The 23,036-nt window shown below is 67.1% G+C and carries 14 protein-coding genes; 11 read left to right on the forward strand and 3 right to left on the reverse strand.

The window, feature by feature from the left end:
• The first annotated feature begins 529 nt into the window (after positions 1-529).
• On the forward strand, positions 530-3,685 hold the full coding sequence (gene drmD, locus ABT130_RS22085) for a DISARM system SNF2-like helicase DrmD (RefSeq protein WP_350957884.1): 3,156 nt from the start codon (positions 530-532) through the stop codon (positions 3,683-3,685).
• Positions 3,682-8,001: an Eco57I restriction-modification methylase domain-containing protein gene (locus ABT130_RS22090; protein WP_350957887.1), complete on the forward strand. Its 4,320-nt coding sequence runs from the start codon at positions 3,682-3,684 to the stop codon at positions 7,999-8,001. Before drmD ends, ABT130_RS22090 begins: the two co-directional genes overlap by 4 nt.
• Before the next feature lie 533 nt (positions 8,002-8,534).
• On the opposite strand, the gene ABT130_RS22095 is transcribed toward ABT130_RS22090, so the two are convergent.
• Both ABT130_RS22095 and ABT130_RS22100 read right to left on the reverse strand, forming a co-directional pair.
• The gene (locus ABT130_RS22095) at positions 8,535-8,744 is read right to left on the reverse strand and encodes a DUF397 domain-containing protein (protein WP_350957890.1); all 210 of its coding nucleotides are present in this window, start codon (positions 8,742-8,744) and stop codon (positions 8,535-8,537) included.
• Positions 8,745-8,760: 16 nt separating this feature from the next.
• Positions 8,761-9,654 carry a helix-turn-helix domain-containing protein gene (locus ABT130_RS22100; RefSeq protein WP_350957892.1) on the reverse strand — a complete coding sequence of 298 codons (894 nt, stop codon included), beginning with the start codon at positions 9,652-9,654 and terminating at the stop codon, positions 8,761-8,763.
• A gap of 349 nt (positions 9,655-10,003) precedes the next feature.
• Between ABT130_RS22100 and ABT130_RS22105 the strand changes: the two genes are divergently transcribed.
• The 6 genes from ABT130_RS22105 to ABT130_RS22130 all read left to right on the forward strand — a co-directional run bounded on the left by ABT130_RS22105 (position 10,004) and on the right by ABT130_RS22130 (position 15,597).
• Complete coding sequence (locus tag ABT130_RS22105) at positions 10,004-10,459, forward strand: ATP-binding protein (RefSeq protein WP_350957895.1); 456 nt, start codon at positions 10,004-10,006, stop codon at positions 10,457-10,459.
• Positions 10,460-10,537: 78 nt separating this feature from the next.
• Positions 10,538-11,107, forward strand: a complete 570-nt coding sequence (locus ABT130_RS22110; RefSeq protein WP_350957898.1) for a hypothetical protein — start codon at positions 10,538-10,540, stop codon at positions 11,105-11,107.
• Positions 11,108-11,978: 871 nt separating this feature from the next.
• Positions 11,979-12,194 carry a hypothetical protein gene (locus ABT130_RS22115; RefSeq protein ID WP_326643550.1) on the forward strand — a complete coding sequence of 72 codons (216 nt, stop codon included), beginning with the start codon at positions 11,979-11,981 and terminating at the stop codon, positions 12,192-12,194.
• 10 nt (positions 12,195-12,204) lie between these two features.
• Positions 12,205-12,798, forward strand: a complete 594-nt coding sequence (locus tag ABT130_RS22120) for a DUF6879 family protein (protein WP_350957900.1) — start codon at positions 12,205-12,207, stop codon at positions 12,796-12,798.
• A 223-nt stretch (positions 12,799-13,021) separates the two neighbouring features.
• Positions 13,022-15,040: an ATP-binding protein gene (locus tag ABT130_RS22125; RefSeq protein WP_350957903.1), complete on the forward strand. Its 2,019-nt coding sequence runs from the start codon at positions 13,022-13,024 to the stop codon at positions 15,038-15,040.
• A complete protein-coding gene (locus ABT130_RS22130) occupies positions 15,037-15,597 on the forward strand; it encodes a GNAT family N-acetyltransferase (RefSeq protein ID WP_350957905.1) in 561 nt (186 codons plus the stop codon). Before ABT130_RS22125 ends, ABT130_RS22130 begins: the two co-directional genes overlap by 4 nt.
• Before the next feature lie 36 nt (positions 15,598-15,633).
• On the opposite strand, the gene ABT130_RS22135 is transcribed toward ABT130_RS22130, so the two are convergent.
• A complete protein-coding gene (locus tag ABT130_RS22135) occupies positions 15,634-15,996 on the reverse strand; it encodes a hypothetical protein (RefSeq protein WP_350957908.1) in 363 nt (120 codons plus the stop codon).
• Positions 15,997-16,423: 427 nt separating this feature from the next.
• Between ABT130_RS22135 and drmA the strand changes: the two genes are divergently transcribed.
• From drmA to drmC, 3 genes are read left to right on the forward strand one after another with little or no spacing between them, the layout of a single operon-like run.
• Positions 16,424-20,296, forward strand: a complete 3,873-nt coding sequence (gene drmA, locus ABT130_RS22140; RefSeq protein WP_350957911.1) for a DISARM system helicase DrmA — start codon at positions 16,424-16,426, stop codon at positions 20,294-20,296.
• The gene (drmB, locus tag ABT130_RS22145) at positions 20,296-22,227 is read left to right on the forward strand and encodes a DrmB family protein (protein ID WP_350957914.1); all 1,932 of its coding nucleotides are present in this window, start codon (positions 20,296-20,298) and stop codon (positions 22,225-22,227) included. The genes drmA and drmB overlap by 1 nt, the downstream gene beginning before the upstream one ends.
• Entirely contained in the window at positions 22,224-22,988 is a 765-nt protein-coding gene (drmC, locus tag ABT130_RS22150; RefSeq protein WP_350957916.1) for a DISARM system phospholipase D-like protein DrmC, read from the forward strand. The genes drmB and drmC overlap by 4 nt, the downstream gene beginning before the upstream one ends.
• Positions 22,989-23,036: the final 48 nt, after the last annotated feature.

Here is a 23,036-nt window from a genome sequence, read left to right on the forward strand (position 1 = left end):
GTAAGGGGCGGAACGTGATTCGGTGTGCGCGTGGCCCGCGACCGGCGGACGGAACCAGGACGCCTGTCTGACGAGTCGATGGCCAGGTCGATCCGCCCGGTGACGGTCGCCCTGTCGTGGGGGCGGGTCACCTCTGTCGTCCGGTGGCCCTGGTCGGGTTCGCCGTTGATGTGGCGTCATCGAACTCTCCGGGGGCAGCCACACGCCTGTGCTCGTACGGCCTGGGCTTGGGGGCGGGAAGCGGGTAACCCGATCGGGGGTGTGCCGCGTCACACTGAGAGATACTAGATCGTTCCTGATTATATGTGAACTAAGCGCACGAATATTTTTTCTGTGGACATAGGACACATATATGGCGTACAGTCCAGTTCGCGCCCTTGACGGAACGGCTCCTGGGCGATCGACTTTGCAGGTCCTTTACCCCCGTTGGCCCCCGCCCGGTAAACCTTCCCCCCGATGATCACATCCCCTCGATCACGGAACGACGGCCCGAGCGCGGGAGCGGCGGGGAGCCGTCGGCGAGGAGTGAATGGTGACCAGCGCGACCCCCCTGAGCGCGACCCAGCAACGACCGGGCATCGGAGCCCTGGTGGAGATCCGAGGGCAGCGCTGGGTGGTCAGCGAGGTCGACGCCGGCGAGCCCAGCACCCTGGTCGGCCTGCAGAGCGTCGAGGACGGCCGGTACGGCGACCGGCTCGACGTCGTCTGGGAGATCGAGCCCGGCCGCCGGGTGCTGCCCAGCGGCTCGCTGCCCGATGTGACCCCCGAGGGCTTCGACCCGCCCGAGCGGCTGGCCGCCTTTCTTGACGCGATCCGCTGGTCCGCGGTGGCCAGTGCCGACGTCAAGACGCTCCAGGCGCCGTTCCGCTCCGGTGTCGCCATCGAGAACTACCAGCTGGAGCCGGTGGCCCGCGCCCTGGACGCGCCCCGGGTCAACCTGCTGCTCGCCGACGACGTCGGCCTCGGCAAGACCATTGAGGCCGGGCTCGTCGCCCAGGAACTGCTGCTCCGCAACCGCGCCCGTAGCGTCATGATCGTCTGCCCGGCGGGGCTGACCCTCAAGTGGCGCGACGAGATGGCGGAGAAGTTCGGCCTGGACTTCACCATCGTCGACACCGAGCGCTGCGCGACGGTCCGCCGCACCCACGGCAGCGCCGCCAACCCGTTCAAGGTCTACCCGCTGACCATCGTCAGCCTGCCCTGGCTACGCGGCCCCAAGGCGCAGCGCCTGCTGAACGAGGTGCTCGACTCCTCGGGACTGGAGCGCCGCTTCGACCTGCTCATCCTGGACGAGGCACACCACGTCGCCCCGGCCGCCCCCAAGCAGGTCTACGCGGTCGACTCCCAGCAGACCAAGCTGATCCGCCACCTCGCCCCGCACTTCACCCACCGGCTCTTCCTCTCGGCCACCCCGCACAACGGCTACCAGGCGAGCTTCACCGCGCTGCTGGAGATCCTCGACGACCAGCGCTTCGCCCGGGGCGTCGACCCCGACCAGGCCGCGGTCAAGGAGACGGTGGTACGCCGCCTCAAGCGGCACATCGTCAACGGCGACGGCAGCAAGCGCTTCCTGGAGCGCGCCGCGCAGGCCATCCCGGTGCACTACCCGGAGGACGAGCGCGAGGCCCACGAACTGCTCAAGGTGTTCGCGGAACTCCGCCGGTCGCGGCTCAACCGGAGCCGGAAGGGCCGCAAGGCCGCCGACCTGGTGACGCTGCTGCTCAAGAAGCGGCTCTTCTCCAGCCCGGCCGCCTTCGCCCACACTGTCGGCGTCTACCTCAGCACCGTCACCACCCGGCCGGTCGAGACGGACGATGACGATGACGCCCCCGAGTGGGTGCAGGACTTCTGGGAGGAGACGGCCGTCCTCGACGACGAGCCGCTGGCCGAGGCCGAGGACGACGCCATCGGCATGGCCGCGCCGCTCCAGGGCGCCGCCACCGAGGCCGAGGTCGAGCTGCTCAACCGGATGCGTACCTGGGCGCTCGACTACGCCGCCGCCCCCGACGCCAAGGCCCGCGAGCTGATCACCTACCTCAAGGCGGTCTGCCGCCCGGACCGGCACTGGACCAACGAGCGGGTCGTCGTCTTCACCGAGTACCGCGACACCCAGCGGTGGCTGACCGAGCTGCTCCGCCAGGAGGACCTGGCCGGGGACCGGCTCGCCATCCTGCACGGCGGCATCGCCGCCGACGAGCGCGAGCAGCTCAGGGTCGCCTTCCAGACCGACCCGGCCGAGCACCCGGTACGGATCCTGCTGGCCACCGACGCCGCCAGCGAGGGCATCGACCTGCAGAACCACTGCCACCGGCTGATCAACTACGACATCCCGTTCAACCCCAACAAGCTGGAGCAGCGGATCGGCCGGGTCGACCGGTGGGGCCAGCAGCACAACCCCGACATCCGCCACTTCGTCGGCACCGGCTGGGAGCGGGCCGTCGACTCCTTCGAGGCCGACCTGGAGTTCCTCTCCCGGGTCGCGCAGAAGGTCGCCCGGATGGAGGAGGACCTCGGCTCGGTCAACGCGGTGCTGGCCGACGCCGTACAGAGGCGGATGCTGGGCGGCATCCCCGACTACGACGTGGAACAGGCACCGCAGTCGCAGACCGTGCAGGCCGAGACCGACGTCGGCGAGCAGGTGCGCAGGCTCCGCGCCAATATCGACGACACGAAACGCGAGCTGGACCTCAACCCGGTCAAGGTGAAACGGGTGGTCGACACCGCGCTCGGCCTGGCCCGCCAGCAGCCGCTCCGTAGGCACGTCGACGACAAGCACCTCGCCGAGGGGCTGTACGACGTGCCGCCGCTCACCGGCTCCTGGGAGCGCGCCACCGCCGGGCTCGCCGAGAAACTCCGCAGGAAGGACGAGGTGCCCAGGCAGCGCCCGGTCACCTTCGACGAGCAGGCCACCTTCGATCCGCAGGGCCGGGTACGTGACGACGTGGTCCTCGCCCACCTGAACCACCCACTCGTCGCGATGTCCACCCGGCTGCTCCGCGCCGCCGTCTCCAACCCGGAGATCGACCTGCACCGGGTGACCGCGGTGGTCAGCGACGATCCCGCGCTGGAGACCACGCTGGTCGGCGCGTTCTTCCGGTTCGTGCTGGTCGGCGGCGACGGTGTCCGGCTGCACGAGGAGGTGCTGCACGCCGGAGGCTGGATCCCGGAGAGCGGCCGGTTCCGGCGGCTGGACAGCGTGACCGCGCTCGGCACCCTCCTGGGCCGGGCCCTCGCCGATGGCACCCCCGCCTCCGCCCCGGTACGGCACCGGGTGGCCGCGCTCTGGCCGAAGGTCGGCGAGGCCGTCCTGCAGTCGATCGACTGGCGGGTCAACGGCAAGGACCAGAAACGCGACCAGCTGGAGCGCAAGCTCGTCCAGCGGATGGAGGCCGAGCAGGCCCGGCTGACCGCCAACCTGGCCCGCTTCGAGGGCACGCTCCGCGCCAAGCTCGCCGAGAACAGCGACGAGGACGCGCTGTTCAGCCGGATCGAGGCGAGCCGGAACAAGGAAGAGCTCGACCAGTACCGCAGAGACCGCAGATCCTGGGAGGACCGCTTGTCCCGCCTTGCCGAGGAGCGCGACCGCGAGCTCGCCACCATCGCGGCCCGCTACCGCGACCCGCAGCCGCACCGGTTCCCGGTGGCCGTGGTCTTCGTCGTGCCGAAGCGGGAGGCCACCCGATGAGCCGGGGCAGGACGTTCGGCCGGGAGCGGGACGCGGTACGCACCCACCAGGAGTGGCTGAGCCTCGTCGAGGTGTCGGGCCCGTTCCTCAGCGTGCCGGTGCTCCGCTCGGCCTGGCCGGAGCTCGACTCGCTGAACAGGGCGGAGCTCGACCGGCTCCGTCTCGCGCACGCCACCTGGCTGGCCGGCCGCGACTCCAGGGACCGGGCCGCCGTTCGCCGGGCCTGGATCGGCCACGTGCTGCGTGAGCTGCTCGGCTGGGGCGACGCGGTACGGATCGGCGGCCTCGACGAGCTGACCGTCCAGGTCCCCGAGCACGACACCACCCTCACCCCGCACTTCGCGCTGACCGTCCCGGGCTCGTCCTCCGCCGGGCCGAACCCGGGTGCGATCGGGACCATGCCGGACTCGGGCGTGATCGAGGTCGCACCGGACTCGGGCGCGGCCGGGACCGCGCCGGTCTCGGACACGACCAGGATCGCGCCGCGCCCGGTCGCGGCCGGGGACGTACGGCTGCTCGGCATGATCAGCAACGACCACCCGATGGTCCGGATGCGCACCTCCAGCTGGGCCGCCACCCCCGTCGACCGGATGGCCCAGCTCTGCCGCCACCACGGCGTCGAGCTCGGCCTGGTCACCGACGGCCGCTGGTGGACCCTGGTCTGGGCGCCCCGGGGCGGCGTCACCACCACCGCCGTCTTCGACGCGATCCCCTGGCCGGAGGCCGCCGAGCGCGACGTCCTCCGCGCCTTCGTCTCGCTGCTCAACGCGGACCGCTTCTTCTCGGTACCCCAGGCCGAGCGGCTTCCCGCGCTGCTCGCCGCCAGCCTGGACAACCAGGAGGAGATCACCGAGGCCCTCGGCGTCCAGGTCCGCCAGGCCGTCGAGCTGCTCGTCACCGCGATCGGCCGGGCCGGCGTCCGCGACGACATCACGGCGCACGAGGTCTACCGGGGCTCGGTGACCGTGATGATGCGGATCGTCTTCCTGCTCTTCGCCGAGGAACGCGGCCTGCTCCCCGCCGACAACGAGGTCTACGCCACCGCCTACTCCGCGGGCCGGCTCTGCGCCGAGCTGGAGCAGCTCGCCATCGACGGCTCCGAGACCGAGCTGGAGAACAGCAACGCCGCCTGGCACCGGCTGCTCGCCGTCTTCGCGGCCGTCTACCGGGGCGTCGACCACCCCCGGCTCAGCATGCACCCGCACGACGGCTCGCTCTTCGACCCGGACACCTTCTCCTGGATGCCGCTGAACATCGACGACCGGACCGTCCTGCACATGCTCAAGGCGGTGCAGTACGTCGAGGTCGGCACCGGGAAGAACCGCGAGCGCCGCAGGCTCAGCTTCCGCTCCCTGGACGTCGAGCAGATCGGCTACGTCTACGAGGGACTGCTCTCCTTCGAGGGCTTCCGCGCGGCGGACACCGTCGTCGGCCTGATCGGCAAGGCCGGCAAGGAGGCCGAGGTCGAGCTGACCCACCTCGAAAACCTCGCCGAGGGATTCGGCGGTACGACGGGCGAGGGCTTCGCCGCCAAGCTGGCCGAGCTGCACAAGGACACCGGGCTCGGCACGGCCGGTGCCGTCGCTCGAAAACTGACCCCCCTGGACGCGGCCGGTGAGCTGGAGGCGACCCGGAGACTGCTCGCGGCCACCGACGGGGACGCCGAGCTGGCCCGGCGGCTGCTGCCGTTCGCCGGGGTCATCCGCGACGACCTGCGCGGCCTGCCGCTGGTCATCCTGCCCGGCACGCTGTACGTCACCGAGTCGGCGCTGCGGAAGAACACCGGCACCCACTACACGCCGAGGAAGCTCGCCGAGGAGGTCGTCGAGGGAGCCCTGGAGCCGCTGATCTACATGGTCGGCCCACTGCAGACCGCCGACCGGTCGCAGTGGAAGCCGAAGACGTCTGCCGAGATCCTGAAGCTCAAGGTCGCCGACATCGCGATGGGCTCGGCCGCCTTCCTGGTCGCCGCGGCCCGCTACCTGGGCGAGGCTTTGGTCGAATCCTGGTCCCGCGAGGGCGACGAGCGCGCGGTCGCCTACCTTGACGGCCGCGAGGCCGACCAGGTACGCACCGTCGACGCCGAGGCGGACCCGCTGGTCATCGAGGCCAGGCGCCAGATCATCGAGCACTGCCTGTACGGCGCGGACATCAACCCGATGGCCGTGGAGATGGCGAAGCTGTCGCTGTGGCTGGTCTCGATGGACCCGGCCCGGCCGTTCACTTTCGTGGACGACCGGTTGGTGGCGGGGGACTCGCTGCTGGGCATCACCTCGATCGACCAGCTTGAGGTCATGCACATGAACGTGGAGAAGGGCCGGAAGATCCACGAGGATCTTTTTGGCTGGACGGACGGGGTGCGCTCGCGGGTCGCGGAGCTGGCCGAGAGCCGCCGGGGGATTGCAGAGATCGAGCTGGGGGACGACCCGCTGGCTGCATTGGCTAAGAAGCGGGCACGGCTAGGGGAAATAGAGGCCGCTTCGGCGCAGCTTCGGTTGTTCGCGGACCTGACGGTGGGAGCGGCGCTGGCGCGGGAGATCTATGATGTCAACAGCCCGGATCGGGACCTGGAGGGCGACCACGGTCGATCCGGCTCGACCGAGAAGAGCAGAAAGATAAGCGCCGATGTCGCCTCGCTCCGGGCTGCCGAGCTTGCCGACGCGGTGAGCAGGAGAGCGGAGCGGGCCGAGCTGGTCGCCTGGGAACAGCGTCGCAGATGGCTGGCCACCGACCAGGTTGACGGCTCCTTCGACCGTCATCCGATCCACTGGCCATTGGCCTTCCCCGAGGTCTTCGCGAGCCAGGTCACCGAGCTTCCCGAGAGCGGGGAAACCCTAGTCCGACCGAGGTCGGCCGGTCCCGGCTTCGACGCGATCATCGGGAACCCGCCGTTCCTGGGCGGCAAGAAGCTCACCGGGGCGATGGGTGTCGCCTACCGGGAGTACCTGGTCGAGGCAATAGGCTGTGGAGCCCGGGGAAGCGCCGACCTGGTTGCCTATTTCCTGCTCCGAGCCCATGACCTGCTGAACGGCGGCGGCCAGACCGGGCTGATCGCGACGAACACCCTGGCGCAGGGCGACACGCGAGAGGTGGGTCTCGACCAGCTCGTGAAGGGCGGCGTGACGATCCGCCAGGCGGTGAAGAGCAGGCCGTGGCCGTCGAGGAGCGCGGTGCTGGAGTACTGCGCGGTGTGGGGCAGCCAGGTCCAGCCTGGCGCCGAAGCCAGACGTTACGCGGACGGGGTCGTGGTTTCCGCGATCACCCCTTCACTCGACCCCGAATCCCGGGTCAGCGGAAACCCGTATCGACTCGTTTCGAGTAGCGGCATATCGTTTATTGGGTCGTATGTTCTGGGACTTGGTTTCACCATGGAACCCGATGCGGCCCGAGCGATGATCGAGAGAGACCCGAGGAACGCAGATGTGCTGTTCCCGTATATGAACGGGCAAGACCTCAACTCGCGACCCGACTTTTCCGGAAGTCGCTGGGTGATTAACTTCCACGACTGGCCTGAGGAAAGGGCTAAAGGTTATCCAGAGTGCTACAAGCGAATAGTTCGCCTAGTTAAACCAGAGCGAGAGCGGAATAAGAGGAAGATCTACGGCGACTATTGGTGGCACTATGCAGAAAAGCGGCCTGCAATGTTGCGGGCTATCGCTACACTAGATCGAGTTCTAGTTATGGCTCAGGTAAGCAGAACCGTAATGCCTGTAATGGTGAAATCTGGGCAAGTGTTTGATCAGAAGCTTGTGGTGTTTGCTACGAGCGATGAGGCATTTCTTTCGCTATTGTCGAGTGCTCATCATTACTGGTGGGCGATTAGGTACAGCGCAACAATGAAGGCTGACCTCAGTTATTCTCCTTCGGATGTTTTTGTAACTCTTCCCACTCCTGAACTCACCCAAGAGATGCGAACTCTCGGCAAACAACTCGACGCTTTCCGTGGAAACTTCATGCTCTCCCGCCAAGCCGGTCTCACCGCCACCTACAACCTGGTCAACGACCCCAAGAGCGAAGACGAGGACATCGTCGAGCTTCGCCGTATCCACCGGGACATCGACGAGTCGGTCTGCCGCGCCTACGGCTGGGACGACCTGATCGATCAGCTTGACCACGGTCACCACCCCGTGGCCCGAGAGACCCGCTACACGGTCGGCCCCTTCGCGCAGCGGGAGTTGGTGGACCGGCTGCTGGAGCTCAACCATGCCCGCTACGCAGAAGAGGTCGCCCAGGGCCTGCACGACAAGGGTGCCAAGAAGAGCCCGCGGGGCAAGCCCAAGGCCAAGGCGAACACCGACCAGGAAGACCTGTTCTGACCGGGGCAGGGCGAGGGGGCCTCGGCGCTCCTCTCGGAGAGCAGGTGCCGGGCCTCCATGCTTCCGAATATGGCTTAAAGTGCTTGCCTGATCACCGTTGGCGAGGCACGCTGGGGAGTGCCGCGCCCCCGGTGGGCGTTGGAAGTGAGGCCGGGACCACCGATGGAATCGGGCACCCGGCTCTCGCGCCTTTTATGGCTCAACATGCTTGCCTGGTCATTCTTGGTGAGACGGGCTGTGCCGCACTCTCTGGGGTGCGGAAGTGAGGCCGGGCCTCCCGATGGAATCGGGCGTCCGGCCTTCGCGCTGTCCGGCCTCGAGTCGACGGCCGCGTGGGTACGCCTGTTACTCCAAGCGAGTTGACGGGCACGGAAACGGGCCTGTTCGCCGACCTCGACCACGCCATCGGACACGCGCCGTTGGTCGAAGGTCCCGCCCACTGGGCGGGACCTCGCTTTTTGCGACAGGCCGGCGGTCTTGGATCTTCTCCTCGCGGGACTCGGTCCTGTCGGTTTTGGAGTTCTTCGGGGCGGTCAGGGGAGAGGGTCGAAGTCGCCGTTTTTGATGCCGTTGATGAAGGTGGTCCACTCGGTGCGGTGGAAGATGAGGGTGCCGCCGTCGCGGTTCTTGGTGTCGCGGACGGCGACGTCGTTGCCGACGAACGCCATCTCGACGCAGCTTGGGCCGCTGCCGCTGAGGCTGCTCTTGCGCCAGTGTGCATCGGACAGATCGGGCTGCTGCATGCCCTGCTTCCTTCCTCTATCGATCTTCGCGTAGAGATGCGAGTAGCGAGGCCGTGTCGGTAGGACTGAGCGCTATCGCGCGAAGATGCTCACAAATGTGGTTGTACTGCTGAATATCTGCCTCTTTTTCAAAGAACAGATCGCCAGCCATGCTGTCAATGTGAATTACGTCGGAGCCCTCCGTGGCGAACTTCAGGACGATGAAGCTACCGGGCATCCCAGGATGGGCTCCGGCGGAGAACGGGATGACCTGGACGGTGATGTGCGGACGTCGAGCCTGCTGAATGAGATGCGTGAGCTGGGCGCGCATGATGGCGTCGCTGCCGACCGTTCGGTGTAGAGCGGCTTGGTCGATGATTGCCCACAGTCGCAGGGGAGTCTCGTGCTCCAGGAGAGCCTGGCGCTGCATCCTGGCGGCGACGAAGCTGTCAACCTCTGCGGCGGTGGCGGTTGGCAGTACGCCCGGGATCACCGCCCGCGCATAGTCCTCGGTCTGCAGCAGACCGGGGATGAACAGCGACTCGTAGTTGATGGCCTGCTGGGCTTCGGCTTCCAGGCTGATATAGGCGCTGTACTTGTCGGGGAGGTCTGCTTCGAGGCCATGCAACCACCCGCGCTGCTTGGCCTCCTTCTGCAGCGTCACCAGGTCGGTGCGCTGGCTGCCGGTGACACCGTAGGCGTCGAGCAGGGCGTTGAGTGTCCGGAGTTGCGGCTTGGTCTTGGCCGTTTCGATCCGGTGGAGCGTAGCGAGGTTGACGTCGGTCTTCTCGGTCACCTCGGCCTGGGACAGTCCGGCCTCCTGGCGGAGGCGGCGCAGTTCGGCTGCCAGACGCCGCAGACGCACCGTTGGCGGTTGGCGCTTGATACGTGGCAGGGGTGTAACTGCCCCCAACTCATCCTTCTCCTGCATCTTTGGCACCTCTCTGGACTATGCGGGCAGTGTAAGAGCCTGCATTGCATTTACTTATGGTGATGGTGCATGCTCTCTCCGTAAGCCTTCCAGGCGGCATCCCCGGTGGAAGGCGAAACGCATGATTTCCCTAGACGGCCGGGCGGACAATCTTTCCTCCCGAGGCGGCCCACCCTGTATCGGGTGTCCGTCCGGCCCCAGCGGTACGACCGGCGATACATCTGCGACGCTCCCCGGCCGTACTCCCATAGGACCGGCACCGTGTCCCCGCCCCCCGTGGGGTGAGCGGCGTCCCCGGCTGCGAACGGTGCCGGTCCTATGCCCGACGTACCGACCAGGAGCGGGTGAAATGACCGGTGCCATCAGCAGCACGCAGTACCTCAAACTCTCCGTCTTCCCGACCTCGCCCTACTACGCCCGGGTCCACGTCCGGCGCGTACTGGAGAGCTGGCACCGGGACGACCTGATCGAGACCGCCCAGCTCATCGCCTCCGAGCTGGTCTCCAACGCCATCACCGCGCACACCGCGTGCCCCGACGCCGCCAAGGCGATCCCGTACGCCGACCCGGACCAGATCTGGATGGACCTCTACCGGATGGGCGAGGCCGTCGTACTCCGCGTCTGGGACGCCAGTCCCCTCACCCCGGTCGTCCGCGACCCCACCCCCGACGACGAGAACGGCCGCGGCCTCCACCTCGTCGACCTCCTCGCCGCCGACTGGGGCTACTACCGCCCCACCCCCGGCGGCAAGATCGTCTGGTGCACCCTGGCACCCCCACCACCGCCCGGGGAGCGGATTGAGTGATCGTCGCACTCCCATCAAATAACGAAATGTAATCATGCCAACTCGGAAGGTTAGAAATCATGGGGTGTCGTGCCCCCTGTGCTTGCCGACCGCGTTGGCTACGTTGATGAGTCGATCCATGATCGGCCCGGTCTGTACCTTCTGGCGGTGGTGCTTGCCAAGCCTGATGCCTCCGCGCAGGTGGGTCGTGAGCTCTCGGCGCTGATTCCGGCGGCACGCCGGGTGCACTGGCATGCCGAGGATGATCTGACCCGTACCGGTCTGGTGAAGACCGTCTCTACGATGCCGGTAAGCGCGAGGGTTTACGCCTGCATGTTCGACGCTCCCGGCCGCAAAGAGGCGGCGCGTGCCAGGGCGCTCAGCTGGATGGCTCTGGAGTTGGACACCGGAGTCCGTCACCTGACTCTCGATCGCCGCCAGGAGGCGCAGAACGCGGTGGACAGGCGGGTTCTTGGCGGACTGGCAGGGCGACCGCCCCGATTCACCCTGGAGCATCGGAGTTCGGCCGATGAACCGCTGCTCTGGCCGGCGGACATCGTGATGGGAGCGGCGGCAGCCCAGGTATTGGGCCGCACTTCCGTCTACGTGGAGATGCGGGGAGAGGTGCTGAGGTCGGTGAGTGTCGACAGGCCCGAAGGGGGCAATTAAAACGCGATGGCCGGGTGCCCGTCATGCGGCGGGAAACCCGGCCTCACTTCGCGGTTCGTACCCGACCGCGTATTACCTATCGTAGTTGCGTCGTCACTCTCGTCAATCGCTATCGGTGATCGAGTCCATGACGAAGGCCGGCGAGGAGCCGGAGGTGATCGCCGGTGAGCTCGGAGTCACCCTTGACAAGGTCAGAACCACCACCCGCATCCTCCTGGGCCACGCCGCCTGAAGGTCGCGGCCGCTGTTCGAAGACCGTGTCACATTCCTGGAAGCGTCGGCCTCCCTGGCGGGTCGGCGGTCGGTCTATGGCCAGCCGGTACCCGTCGGTTCTGGAGGGATCTCGTTCTCCACAGGCTCCGGGGGAGGGTCGCTCTCGATGCCAGGACCGTACAGAGGTCACCGGGGCGGGACCAGAACAGCGCACGGCAGGGTTTCCTACCTCACCGTGAGTCAGCAGCGCTTGTTCTGCGCTCGTTCGTACCGTCAGTAGTCGACATCGCCCGGGTCGCGCCTTTGTGAAGTTGTGTCCCCCCTCCATCGAATTGATTTTCGATGGAGTATCGGGTGTGTTCCGGTCTGTATGGAGGCGTTGTCCGAGCGCTCGCCAAGGATGGAGACACCGCATACTCAACCAGCGTTGTCGGCGCACTCAACCAGGACATTGAATATGTAACCGGGGCAAAATTTGGCGATCGGCGATTCCGTTGAGTGGAAGATCCTGGCGCGAATAGCCGTAATGATACGTTAGGGTTGCGTTTAAATGCGCCACGCGAACTTTGTCTTTACTATTGACCTCTCGTGATTGCTATGTTATTTTATGTTCAATTTGCATATAGCTGCCACGGGAGTGGCGAGAAGAGGAGTGGTCGTGAAACTGACCATGCTCTGCAAAGATTCTAATTCCGGAGGGCAGGGTTGCCCAAGCGTCTACCTGGCGGACAGCGGCGAGATGGTCGTTCAGGGTGTTCAGGTGGACGAGGCAACAATGGGGGAGTTGGCGAACCTGCTGCCCGGTGAGACCGCTGTACGAATCGACCCCGAAGTCATCCTCGGTGCGATTCGGCGCTACCAGGCCGACCGGTGACGGCGGACTCGTGTCGGCCACAAAATTTCTATCACTGAGCGATCCCCGATTCAATAGCCTTTTTGTTGAATTTCGCCACACTGCCTATCGCCTGGAAACCCTGCAGGCATATGACGTCTCGTACGAGCAGGAGGCGTTCGATCGCTTTCTCGTCGGCGGGCCGCGTGGCCGGTTCTCGGGAATCGAAGACTGGGTTGACATGGTCAGGGCAGGGGTCGAGGAAGGAAAGCGATTCCATCGCGTTCATGTGTTGATGGAACCGCTGTCGGATTACATTCGCTTCGAATGCGCGTGGTCCTATCGGTATACGGTCGCGGCCGGCGAGGACGTCAGGGTCATCCCGGTCGATGAGCATGAATGGCCGGAGGGCCTGCCCAGAGTCGACTACTGGCTCTTCGACTCCGTCCGGCTGCTAATCATGAACTACACCCCGGAGGGGACCTTTCTCTCCGCTGAGTTGGTCGAGGATCCACGAAGGATCGTGGAGGCGAACTACTGGCGTGACCAGGCCGTCGGACTGTCCGTTCCGTTCTTGGAATATGCGGCAGGTTACGACGACCTGATGCTCGGGCGACGGAAATGTGAGTGCTCTCGACCGGGATGATTTTTCCTTCACTCCACGGGCGGCGCACACCGTATGCCGGAGATCCGTGGCTGGTCGTCTTCGGACAGTGGGAGTCGGGTTGAAGGACGGGCAGGCGCTAGGCACCACGCACAACGAGATCAGCGGTGAGTCGGGGGCGGCAGTACAGGCGGGGACCGTACACGGTGGCATCCATGTTGGTCCGGCGGTGCGGGGGATATTCCCCGGGCCTCGCCAACTGCCCATGGATGTCACCCAGTTCGTCAACCGAGAAGAACAGATGGCCAGGTTGGACGCCCTCCTGCCATGCGACTCACCGGAGAACGGCCGGCGGGCGGGCGCGTCGGCCGTCATCTCGGCGATCGCGGGGACACCGGGGATCGGTAAGACCGCCCTGGCGGTCCACTGGGCCCACCGCGTGCGCCACCACTACCCGGACGGAGACCTCTACATCAACATGAGGGGATACGGTCCGGGTCCCGCGGTGAGCGTCGGCCAGGCCCTCGACTCCTTTCTGCGTGCGCTGAACGTCACTCCGGACCGGATCCCCGCGGACTCCGAGGAGCGGGCGGCGACATACCGCTCCGTGTTGAACGGCAAGCGTGTTCTGGTGGTCATCGACAACGCGTTGTCCGTCGAGCAGGTGAGGAATCTCCTGCCCGGCTCTCCGACGTGTACAACACTCGTGACCAGTCGCAACACGCTACAAGGACTTGTTGTTCGAGAGGGTGCGGTACGTATGGTCATAGATGCTCTCTCGCCGGCTGAATCGCTGGAACTGCTCAGGAACATAGTGGGAGCAGAACGGATAGATGCGGAGCGGGGTGCCGCGGAGAAGCTGGCAGCACAGTGCGCCTATCTTCCATTGGCGTTGCGCATAATAGCCGAACGCATAACAAGTCATCCATACACCAGTATGGCGGAATTCGCGATGGAACTCGCGGACGAGCACGCCAGGCTCGACGCACTGGGGATCGAGGATGACGAGCTAAGTGATGTGCGGGCAGTGTTCTCGTGGTCGTACAAGGCGCTCAATCCGGACCTGGCGCGAATGTTCAGGTTCCTTGGTCTGCACCCGGGTTCCGAATTCAGCGTTGCGGCCGCAGCAGCCCTGATCGGAGCGGACCAGAGGACCACGCGACGGCTGATAGACGCGCTTACGAGCAGTAACCTGGTGCAACCCGTGGCGCCGGAAAGGTATCTTCTACATGATCTGTTACGGGTTTACGCCGTTGAGCGGGTGAATGCTGAAGAGACCGTTTCGGTGCGTATCGCAGCCGTAAGAAGATGCCTTCTCTGGTATCTCGTGAGTGTCTACAACGGGCACAGGGTCATTCTGCCGGGATTTCACAGCGTTCCCATCGATATTGACGGCGTGCCGATCACCCATCTCCTGTTCGATGACGTCGACAGAGCCATGCAGTGGTTCGAGCGGGAGAGAGGTAACCTGCTCGACGCCCTGGCTATGGCCGTGAAGACCGAACAGTTCGACATAGCGTGGAGATTTCCGGCAGTGATGTACGGCTTCTTCGAGCTCCGTTCGTATTGGTCGGACTGGCGTGAGATCCACACTGTCGGGGTGGAGGCCGCCAGGTCGATCGGTGACCGATATGGAGAGGCCTGTAACTATTTGGGGCTTGGTGATGCGAACTGGTTGCTCCGACGCCTCGATGAAGCACTCGTGTGCTACCAGAACAGCGCTGAGGCAGGACGTGAGGTGGGAGACGGCTGGGTTGAGGGCTTCTCACTGCGGCAGATAGGGGCCGTTCTCCAGGAGACCCGGCAACTGGACCGGGCGATAGAGGTGACCCAGGAGGCGATCAACGTTTTTCAGGCGATCGGGGAGAAAAGAGGGGAGGGGATGGCCTGGCTCAGCCTTGGAAAATGTTACGGGTCACTCGGAATGCATACCGAAGCGGCCGACTACTGTCGTGTGGCGCTCGGTCTGTTCACAGAGATCGAGGACGGATGGAGCCTCGCCTGGGGCAGGTGTGCTTTCGGGCTGGCCCTGAAGGAGTCGGGCTCGTACGAGGAGTCGCGGGACAGTTATCAGCTCGCGCTGGCAACGTTCGGCACCTTCGAGGACGGGCTCAACGAGTCACGGGCCCTGATCGGTATCGGAGAGGCGTACCAGGGCATGGGGCAGCGGGGAGAGGCCCGAGCTTATTTCAGAAGAGCGGCTGCACTCCTGGAGAATCTGGGCGATTCGGATGCCGCTGACCTCTGGGCGAGGATCGGCCCGCTGAACGACTCCGGCTCATGACAGGGCCGGCTGTCTCCCTCCGCGCCGGCGGCAGAGAACTGGCTGTTTCCTGTCACGCCTCCATCCGAAGGCTGCATGATGAGATCTTCCTCCGGCCACCTTTCGTCTTCGGGGAGCGGGCGTCGCAGGAGCACGAGGACATGCTGACCACGATCCGGGAAGACCTCACCTTCGGGATCTCCATCGCGCTGTCCGGTGCGGATGTCGTGGGTTTCACATACGGACATCGTCTGCCGACAGATCACCGGTGGTGGGAGAGCTTCACGACTCCGGTGCCCTCCGAGGTCACGCAGGAGTGGGACGGGCGGACCTTCGCGCTGATCGACATCGGGGTGAGCGAACGGTGGCGGGGGAGAGGCGTCGGCCGTCGCCTGGTCGACTCGCTGCTCGGCCCCAGACAGGAATCCCGCGCGGTGCTTTCGGTGCAGCCGGACGCGACCCAGGCGCACGCTTTCTATGCGGCTTCGGGCTGGCAGCTGATCGGCAGAAAAGGTCCGATACCAGGGGTTGTGCCGCCGTTCTGGGATATCTACCGCCTTGATCTGGCGACCGACTAAGCTTGTCCGGTTTTTCCGCCGGTTGTATATCTTTCGTCAGGTCTGATCGCTTGGTGGTTCCCCGGCCGGTTTCCGGTATGTCCCTTCCGTGGCATCGGTCGGCGAGGAGCCAAGGGTGATGGGTCCGGTGAAGTCGAGCCCCTGGAAGACGGGGCCGTGCACGGTGCCGCTGACGTTGTTCGTCACGGTGTCACCGCTCGGAGTGGATACCGAGTCGGCGTTCTCCGACGACGTTTCGGGAACACGCCGGGCGAGTGTGAGCGCGTAGACGGAAAGCCCGACACCGATGACGCCGGCCAGGCTGCCCACCACGCTGGCCAGCTTGTCCGCCTCGTCAAGCCCGACCACCGCGAAATAGCCGCCGAGCCCGGCAACGACCAGGCCGACTGCGAAAGCCACCGTCCAGGTCAGCGTACGGTGCCGTCCTGTCATGTCACAGGCCTCGTCTCTCGCGTAGTGGTCGAGCGATGAAAGCCGCCGAACCCAGGATCTTCACCGGGGAAGAGCCCGTCAACCCCGCCCTCGGCGGTGGGGATGTGGTGGCGAAACGCAGAGTTCTGTGCCGAAACCGAGATATGCACGTGACGGCGACCCCTGGAGAGTGTCACTAGTTGTCCGTTATCACAATTTCTGTCTGCTTTTTGTGGGAGCCACGCCAAAGGGCAAGTCAAATCTGTTCTAATGAACGGCTAAAGAATGAGCTCTGCGAGAGGTGTCGGCGGGCGTGATAAACGACCAGGAAGACCTTTTTCCGGATTTAGGCGACAAACAGCAAGGGCTCGATCTTGCAGTCGGAAACGCGGATAAACCGGCCCAAAAGGAACAGGTGCCTCCTGGTCTGGACACCCCGCAGGCGTTCGAGCAGGGCACGTCCTTCCAGGTGCGTGACGCGTTCGAAAAGCTCGTCCGGCTGGACCTACTCGGGCCGTGGGGCGGCGAGACCGAGGAACTGCCGCGCGGGACGTCCGGGCCGCGGGAGCGCTACCTCGTCGGCATGCTCGGTCCGAAACCCTCGCACCGGTCGGCCCGGGAGGACGCCGGGGAGCAGCCGGAGACCGAGATCGGGGTCGGCGGCGACGGCGCCGAGGGGGAGCTGCCGGAGGTGCTCACCCCGCAGAACCTTGGCCGCATCTGGGCCTCGTCCATGGGACTGTCCTTTGCGGTACCCGACGACATCGACGCGCTCGCCGTCACCGCCTCCTGGGGGCGTTACACCAAGGCCGAGACGATGGTCGAGGATGCCAAGGGCAGGGAGCGCACCGCCTCGACCTGGACGCGCAAGCAGGTCGACCACGCCAGAACGGTTCGGCTGGACGGGGAGCCGTCGCAGCGGATCGCGCTCACCATGGAACGTGCCGAAGATCCGGGTGTGCTGCTGGCGGTGGCGGTCCGGCCGCAGGGCGACGGCCGCCGGGTCGTCGAACTGACGCTGATCAACCAGCAGATCGAGCCGGAGCGCGCCGCCGACGTCGCCTGGCTGTTCCAGGTCGAGCTGACCGTGACCGCCCCCGGCGCCGGTGTCCTCGCCGCCACAAGCACCGCCGCCACAGGCGCCAACGACGTTGATCCCACCGCCGCCTGCGTCTTTCTGCCGATCGACGACCCGGTGGACGACCTGGAGGCGGTCGGCGACGACCTGGAGGAGCGGCACCTGCGGCTGCTCTACCGGCACGAGCGCCGCTACGCCTCCGGCCGCAACGTCGCCGTACACGCCGACGTCCCCGAGGGGGAGCGGTGCGCGCGGGAGTTGCGTACCACCTGGTTGCCCGCCTACGACGTGCCCGCCACCGTCGCGCCGGTCGGCAAGGGGACGGCGCTGGCCGAGGTCGAACTGTCCATGGACGCCCTGGCCACGGCCTCGCCCGAGGAGCTCGCGGCCGGGCTGCGCCCGCTCGCCGACGGATACGCCACCTGGCTGGACGGGCAGAAGAACCGGATCCCGGATCTGCCCGAGCCGCTCCGCGAGGCCGCCAAGGACGCGGTGTACAAGGCGGAGCAGGCCGCGAAACGGATCCGCGACGGCATCGAACTGCTCACCGACCCCGACCGGAAACGCCACCACCAGGCGCTGGCCGCGTTCCGGTTCGCCAACACCGCGATGGCCGCGCAGCGCCGCCGTACCACGGTCGGCAAGCTCCGCGACGAGCTGGGGCTGAGCTACCCGCAGGCCATGGCCAAGGTGGCGGAGCAGGGGAAAGACGCCGCGTCGTGGCGGCCGTTCCAGCTCGCGTTCGTGCTGCTCAACCTGCCGTCGCTGACCGACCCCGAGCACGCCGAGCGGGCCGCCGACGCCTCGGCCACCGTCGACCTGCTGTTCTTCCCGACCGGTGGCGGCAAGACCGAGGCGTACCTCGGCCTGACCGCCTACACCTTCGCGATCCGCCGCCTGCAGGGCACGCTCGGCTCCGGTGCCGACGCCCGCGACGGTCGGTCCGGGGTGTCGGTGCTGATGCGTTACACCCTGCGGCTGCTCACCGCGCAGCAGTTCCAGCGGGCCGCCGCCCTGGTCTGCGCCGCCGAGGTGCAGCGCCGGGAGGATCCGGCGACCTGGGGTGAGGAGCCGTTCCGGATCGGCCTGTGGGTGGGCGGCGCGGTCTCGCCGAACTGGTTCAAGGAGGCAGCCGACCAGATCCACGAGGCCAGGGAGGCACCGGCCGGTCGTAAGACGAACGTGCTGCAGACGCTGACCTGCCCGTGGTGCGGGGAGAAGCTGACCGGGGATCGCAACCTCTTCACCGACGAGGACCGCAGGAGGGTGCTGCTCTACTGTGGCAGGGGTCGCGAGGGCGAGGCCGACCCCTGCCCGTTCTCCCGGATCGGCGAGGATCTGATGCTCGCCGCCCAGTTCGACGACATGGAGGAGATCGCCGCGCGCCGGGACGGGCTGCCGATCCTCACCGTCGACGAGGAGATCTACCGGCTGGTGCCCAGCCTGGTCATCGCCACCGTCGACAAGCTGGCGCAACTGCCCTGGCGGGGGTTCGCCGGTCACCTGTTCGGCCGGGTCAGCCAGCGCTGCCCCCGGCACGGCTACCGCCACACCGACCTGGACGAGCAGATCGGCTGCGGCGGCAAGCACCACGCCAAGGGGAAGCTGCCCAAGGTGGTCAGCCGCCCGGTCCTCCGGCTCCGCCCGCCGGACCTGATCATCCAGGACGAGCTGCACCTGATCTCCGGCGCGCTCGGTACCACGGTCGGTCTGTTCGAGGCGGCGGTGGACGAGCTCTGCACGTGGAGTCCCCGCCCTGGGAACCTGACCGGGCCGAAGATCATCGCTTCCACCGCGACCACCAAGCGGGCCGAACGCCAGGTGCTCGGGATCTTCGGCCGCCGGCTCGCGGTGTTCCCGCCGCAGGTCATCGATGTTGCCGACACCTTCTTCTCCCGGCAGGTGCCGCTCACCGAGAAGACGCCGGGTCGTCGCTACCTCGGGGTCTGCGCGCACGGGACGCGGCTCAAGTCCGCCGAGATCAGGTTGGCCGAGATCCTGTTCCTGGCCGGGCAGACCATGTTCGACCGGTACGGCGAGCCCGCCGACCCGTACATGACCGTCGTCAGCTACTTCAACGCCACCCGAGAGCTGGCCGGTATGCGCCGCTATTTGGACGACGACGTGACCACGCGGATCCGGACGCACGGCAGGCGCAAGGGGCTCGCCAACCGGCTCTCCTCCCCGGCGGACCTGCTCACCGTGGTGGAGCTGACCTCCCGGATCTCCTCGGGTGACATCAGTGAGGTGCTCAAGCAACTGGAGGTCGGCTTCGACCAGGAGACGGACACCTCGGGGCGCCGGTACGCGATCCGCGCGGAGTGGGCCGACGTGCTGAAGGAGAAGAACAGGGAGAAACGCCGGAACGCCCATCCGCTGGCCGAGCGTCAGCGGCGGCGTGGCACGGGCCGCCAGCCGGTGGACGCGGTGCTCGCCACCTCCATGCTCCAGGTCGGCGTGGACGTCTCCCGGTTCGGGCTGATGGTGGTCACCGGGCAGCCCAAGAACACCGCCGAGTACATCCAGGCGTCCTCTCGCGTCGGCCGAGACGCCGAACGTCCTGGTCTGGTGATCACGCTCTACAACTGGTCGCGCCCCCGCGACCTGGCGCACTACGAGGACTTCGAGCACTACCACGCCACGTTCTACCGCCAGGTCGAGGCGCTGTCGGTCACCCCGTACACCCGCCGGGCGCTGGACCGGGGCACCGCGGCCATGTTCGTCGCCGCGGTGCGCAACGCCGAGGAGTCGTACTCGCGCAACCGGGACGCCGAGGAGGTGCCGCTGTCCGGGCCGCTCGTCGGCCGGATCGTCGACCGGCTGCTGACCCGGGCCGAGGCGGCGGGTGACGTCCGCGCCCGCGACTACCTGGCCGAACGGATCAAAGTGGTGACCGATGCCTGGGAGCAGGCCAAGGGCAGCGCGGCCCGGCTCGGCTACGAACAGCGCAAGAGCACCAAGCAGGAGATCGTGCTCGGCCTGCTGAACCGGGCCGGCAACGGCCGGTGGGACGCGTTGACCGTCGGCAACTCGATGCGCGAGACGGAGAACGAGCTCAACCTGCTGTTGCCGGGCAGCAGTGACATCTTCGCCGTGCCGTACGGGGCACCGGCCTGGACGTTCCAGCCATCGGACGCTGACGGCACGGGCGTGGAGGTCCCCGAGGGGGACGAGATGGGCGTGTCCCAGCTGAACGGGAAGGGCAAGTAATGGCCGACTCCGCACCGTACCTGCGCCGGGTGGGGGCCGTGCGTCCCAGCCACCTGATGTTCACCTCCGGCGTCGGCTCCATCGTCGACCTGCCGAACTTCTCGGTGCTGGTCAGAGGGTTGGACGACTGGCGCTACGACAGGCTCGGCGACAATCCGCAGGTCATCGTCGAACCCCGGCTGCTCGCCGCCGTGCAGGCGATCCTCGGCAAGACCGTCGGAGAGCTCAAGCCCGCTCCCTGGCTGCCCGGAACCGACACCAAACCCAAGGGAGAGGCCGCCAGGGTCGGTGTGCCGGTCATGCCGTTCCCGAGCTGGATGCGCTGCACCGCCTGCAACCTGCTGGCGCCGATCGACACCCAGGCGTTCGGCTTCAGGAACGACAAGCCGAGCAAGCCGCACGAGGCTAGGTTCTTCCACGAGTGCGGACGCGGCAACAAGGAACGCCTAGTGGTCGGCGCCCGTTTTGTGCTGGCCTGTACGGCCGGGCACCTGGACGACTTCCCCTACCTGGAGTTCGTGCACCGAGGCCAGAAGTGCGTCAAGGCGCCCAAGCCCAACCTGCGGATGGAGGACTTCGGCGGCAACATCGGGGCCAACGTGCGGATCACCTGCCAGCGCTGCGGCGAGGACCGCAACATCCGCGAGGCCATGGGGCGTAAGGGCAGGGCCGAACTGCCGGGCTGCCGGGGCCGCCACCCGCACCTGGGCACGTTCGCCGAGAACGGCTGCGCGCAGCAGCCGCACCTCGTCGTGGTGGGCGCCTCCAACCAGTGGTTCGCGCAGCCCCTCTCCGCGCTCGCCGTACCCAAGCCGGGCGCGGACGAGCTGGACGCCAGGGTCGAGCAGTTCTGGGAGAGCCTCCAGCATGTCCCCGGGGTGGAGATCCTGGAGTACATGCGACGCGTGGCGCCGCTCTCCCACGAGTTGGCGAAGTGGCCCGACAACGAGGAGGTCTGGGCGGCCATCGAGCGACACCGCGACAAGCTGGAGGCAGCGAGCGGTGAGGTACAGGGCCGGCTGGACCTGCTCACCCCCGAATGGCAAGTCTTCTCCGCCCCCACGCTTCCCGCGCCGACCGACGACTTCACCCTCCACCGGCACCCGGACGGCGTGCCCAGCCTGCTGAAGGGCTACTTCGCCGACGTCATCCAGGCCGAGCGGCTGCGCGAGGTCCGCGCGATGATCGGTTTCACCCGGCTGGACGCCCCCGACTTCGAGGACCCCGACCTGGTGACCCGGGCACCGCTGGCCCGTTTCAAGCCCAGTTGGGTGCCTGCGAGCGAGGTCCGTGGCGAGGGCATCTTCCTGAAGCTGCCCGAGGATCTGCTGACGGCGTGGGAGGGGCGGGTACGCGTCTCCTCCTACACGGATGAGCACAGCGGCCAGACGCGGTCGGTCCCGCACGAGCACCGGGAGGCGTACGGGCGGTTCCGTGACCACCGCTACTCCGACCGGATCCCGTTGGGGTTCGACAGGTACCGGGGCTGGCCGGATCTGCGGTACTACGCCCTGCACACCCTCTCGCACCTGCTGATCCGTACGATCGCGCTGGAGTGCGGCTACAACTCCGCCAGCCTGTCCGAGCGGATCTACGCCGGCACCGAGGACGACCCGCGCAGCGGGATCCTGATCTACACGGCGGTTCCGGACGCCGAGGGCACCCTGGGCGGGCTGGTCTCGCTCGCCGAACCCGAGGAACTGGTCCGGCTGACCCGCCGGGCGCTGTCGGAGGCCAGGCACTGCTCCTCCGACCCGCTCTGCGCCGAGCGGCTGCCCCGTGCACCCGAGGACTTCCTGCACGGCGCCGCCTGCCACGTCTGCCTCTTCGTCTCCGAGACGACCTGCGAACGCGGCAACCGCTTCCTGGACCGCAGGTTCATCGTGCCCATCGGCGACCCCGACCTGGCCCTCTACCCCGAGATCCCGTGACGCCGGACTCGCCCTTCGCCCAGGTGGCGGCCGATGCCGCCGCTCGGCTCGGACCGGTGCGAGTTCGCACGCTGGCCGAGCGGATCTCGGGAGACGGGCCACGCTCGGCGATCCCCTCGGCCGTCCCGGCCCCCGGATTCGCCGAGGTGGCGCGGGCCGTACTGGCGGCGCAGGACGCCGAGGGGATACCGGACGGGGAAGCCGCGGCGTACCTGCGGGGTGTCGCCGACGGGTACGCGCGGCACGCCGCCGCCCACCGGGTCGAAGCGGTGTGGAGCGGGCCGGGCACCCATTCGGTGCCGGTCCGGGCCACCGCGCAGGTCCTGGTGGACGTGGTGGGCGAGGCGTCGCACGAGCTGTTCCTGATGACCTACTCCGCGAAGCCGTACCCGCCGCTGCTGGACGCCCTGGCCGAGGCGGTGCGGCGTGGAGTCTCGGTGATGGCCGTCGTCGAGACCCTGCGGGGCGCGGGATCGGCACTGGGCGGCGCCGAGCCCGCGGCGGCGTTCGCGTCGGTCCCCGGGGTCGAGCTGTGGCACTGGCCGACGGCCAGGCGGGACGGGCAGGGGGCGAAGATGCACGCCAAGCTCGCCGTCGCCGACCGGCGGGTGCTGCTCGTGTCGAGCGCCAACCTCACCCAGTCCGGGGTCGCCAGGAACATCGAGGCCGGGCTGCTGGTATATGGCGGTTCGACACCGTTGCGGGCCGCCGAGCACATCGCCGAACTGCGTGCCAGGGGTGTGCTGGAGCGGCTGCGGTGAGCCGGGGAATATGTATGTTCTCCGGAAACCCCTTGGTGATTGTCAGAA

Origin of the sequence: Streptosporangium sp. NPDC001681 (assembly GCF_040298085.1) — a bacterium.
GTDB lineage: Bacteria > Actinomycetota > Actinomycetes > Streptosporangiales > Streptosporangiaceae > Streptosporangium.

What these genes read in the sequence shown, in the direction of transcription:
- ABT130_RS22130 (WP_350957905.1), top strand. Translation starts at nt 15,037, where the DNA reads ATGACAGGGCCGGCTGTCTCCCTCCGCGCCGGCGGCAGAGAACTGGCT.
- ABT130_RS22095 (WP_350957890.1), bottom strand. Translation starts at nt 8,744, where the DNA reads ATGCAGCAGCCCGATCTGTCCGATGCACACTGGCGCAAGAGCAGCCTC.
- ABT130_RS22125 (WP_350957903.1), top strand. Translation starts at nt 13,022, where the DNA reads ATGGATGTCACCCAGTTCGTCAACCGAGAAGAACAGATGGCCAGGTTG.
- ABT130_RS22090 (WP_350957887.1), top strand. Translation starts at nt 3,682, where the DNA reads ATGAGCCGGGGCAGGACGTTCGGCCGGGAGCGGGACGCGGTACGCACC.
- ABT130_RS22100 (WP_350957892.1), bottom strand. Translation starts at nt 9,654, where the DNA reads ATGCAGGAGAAGGATGAGTTGGGGGCAGTTACACCCCTGCCACGTATC.
- ABT130_RS22105 (WP_350957895.1), top strand. Translation starts at nt 10,004, where the DNA reads ATGACCGGTGCCATCAGCAGCACGCAGTACCTCAAACTCTCCGTCTTC.
- drmD (WP_350957884.1), top strand. Translation starts at nt 530, where the DNA reads ATGGTGACCAGCGCGACCCCCCTGAGCGCGACCCAGCAACGACCGGGC.
- drmB (WP_350957914.1), top strand. Translation starts at nt 20,296, where the DNA reads ATGGCCGACTCCGCACCGTACCTGCGCCGGGTGGGGGCCGTGCGTCCC.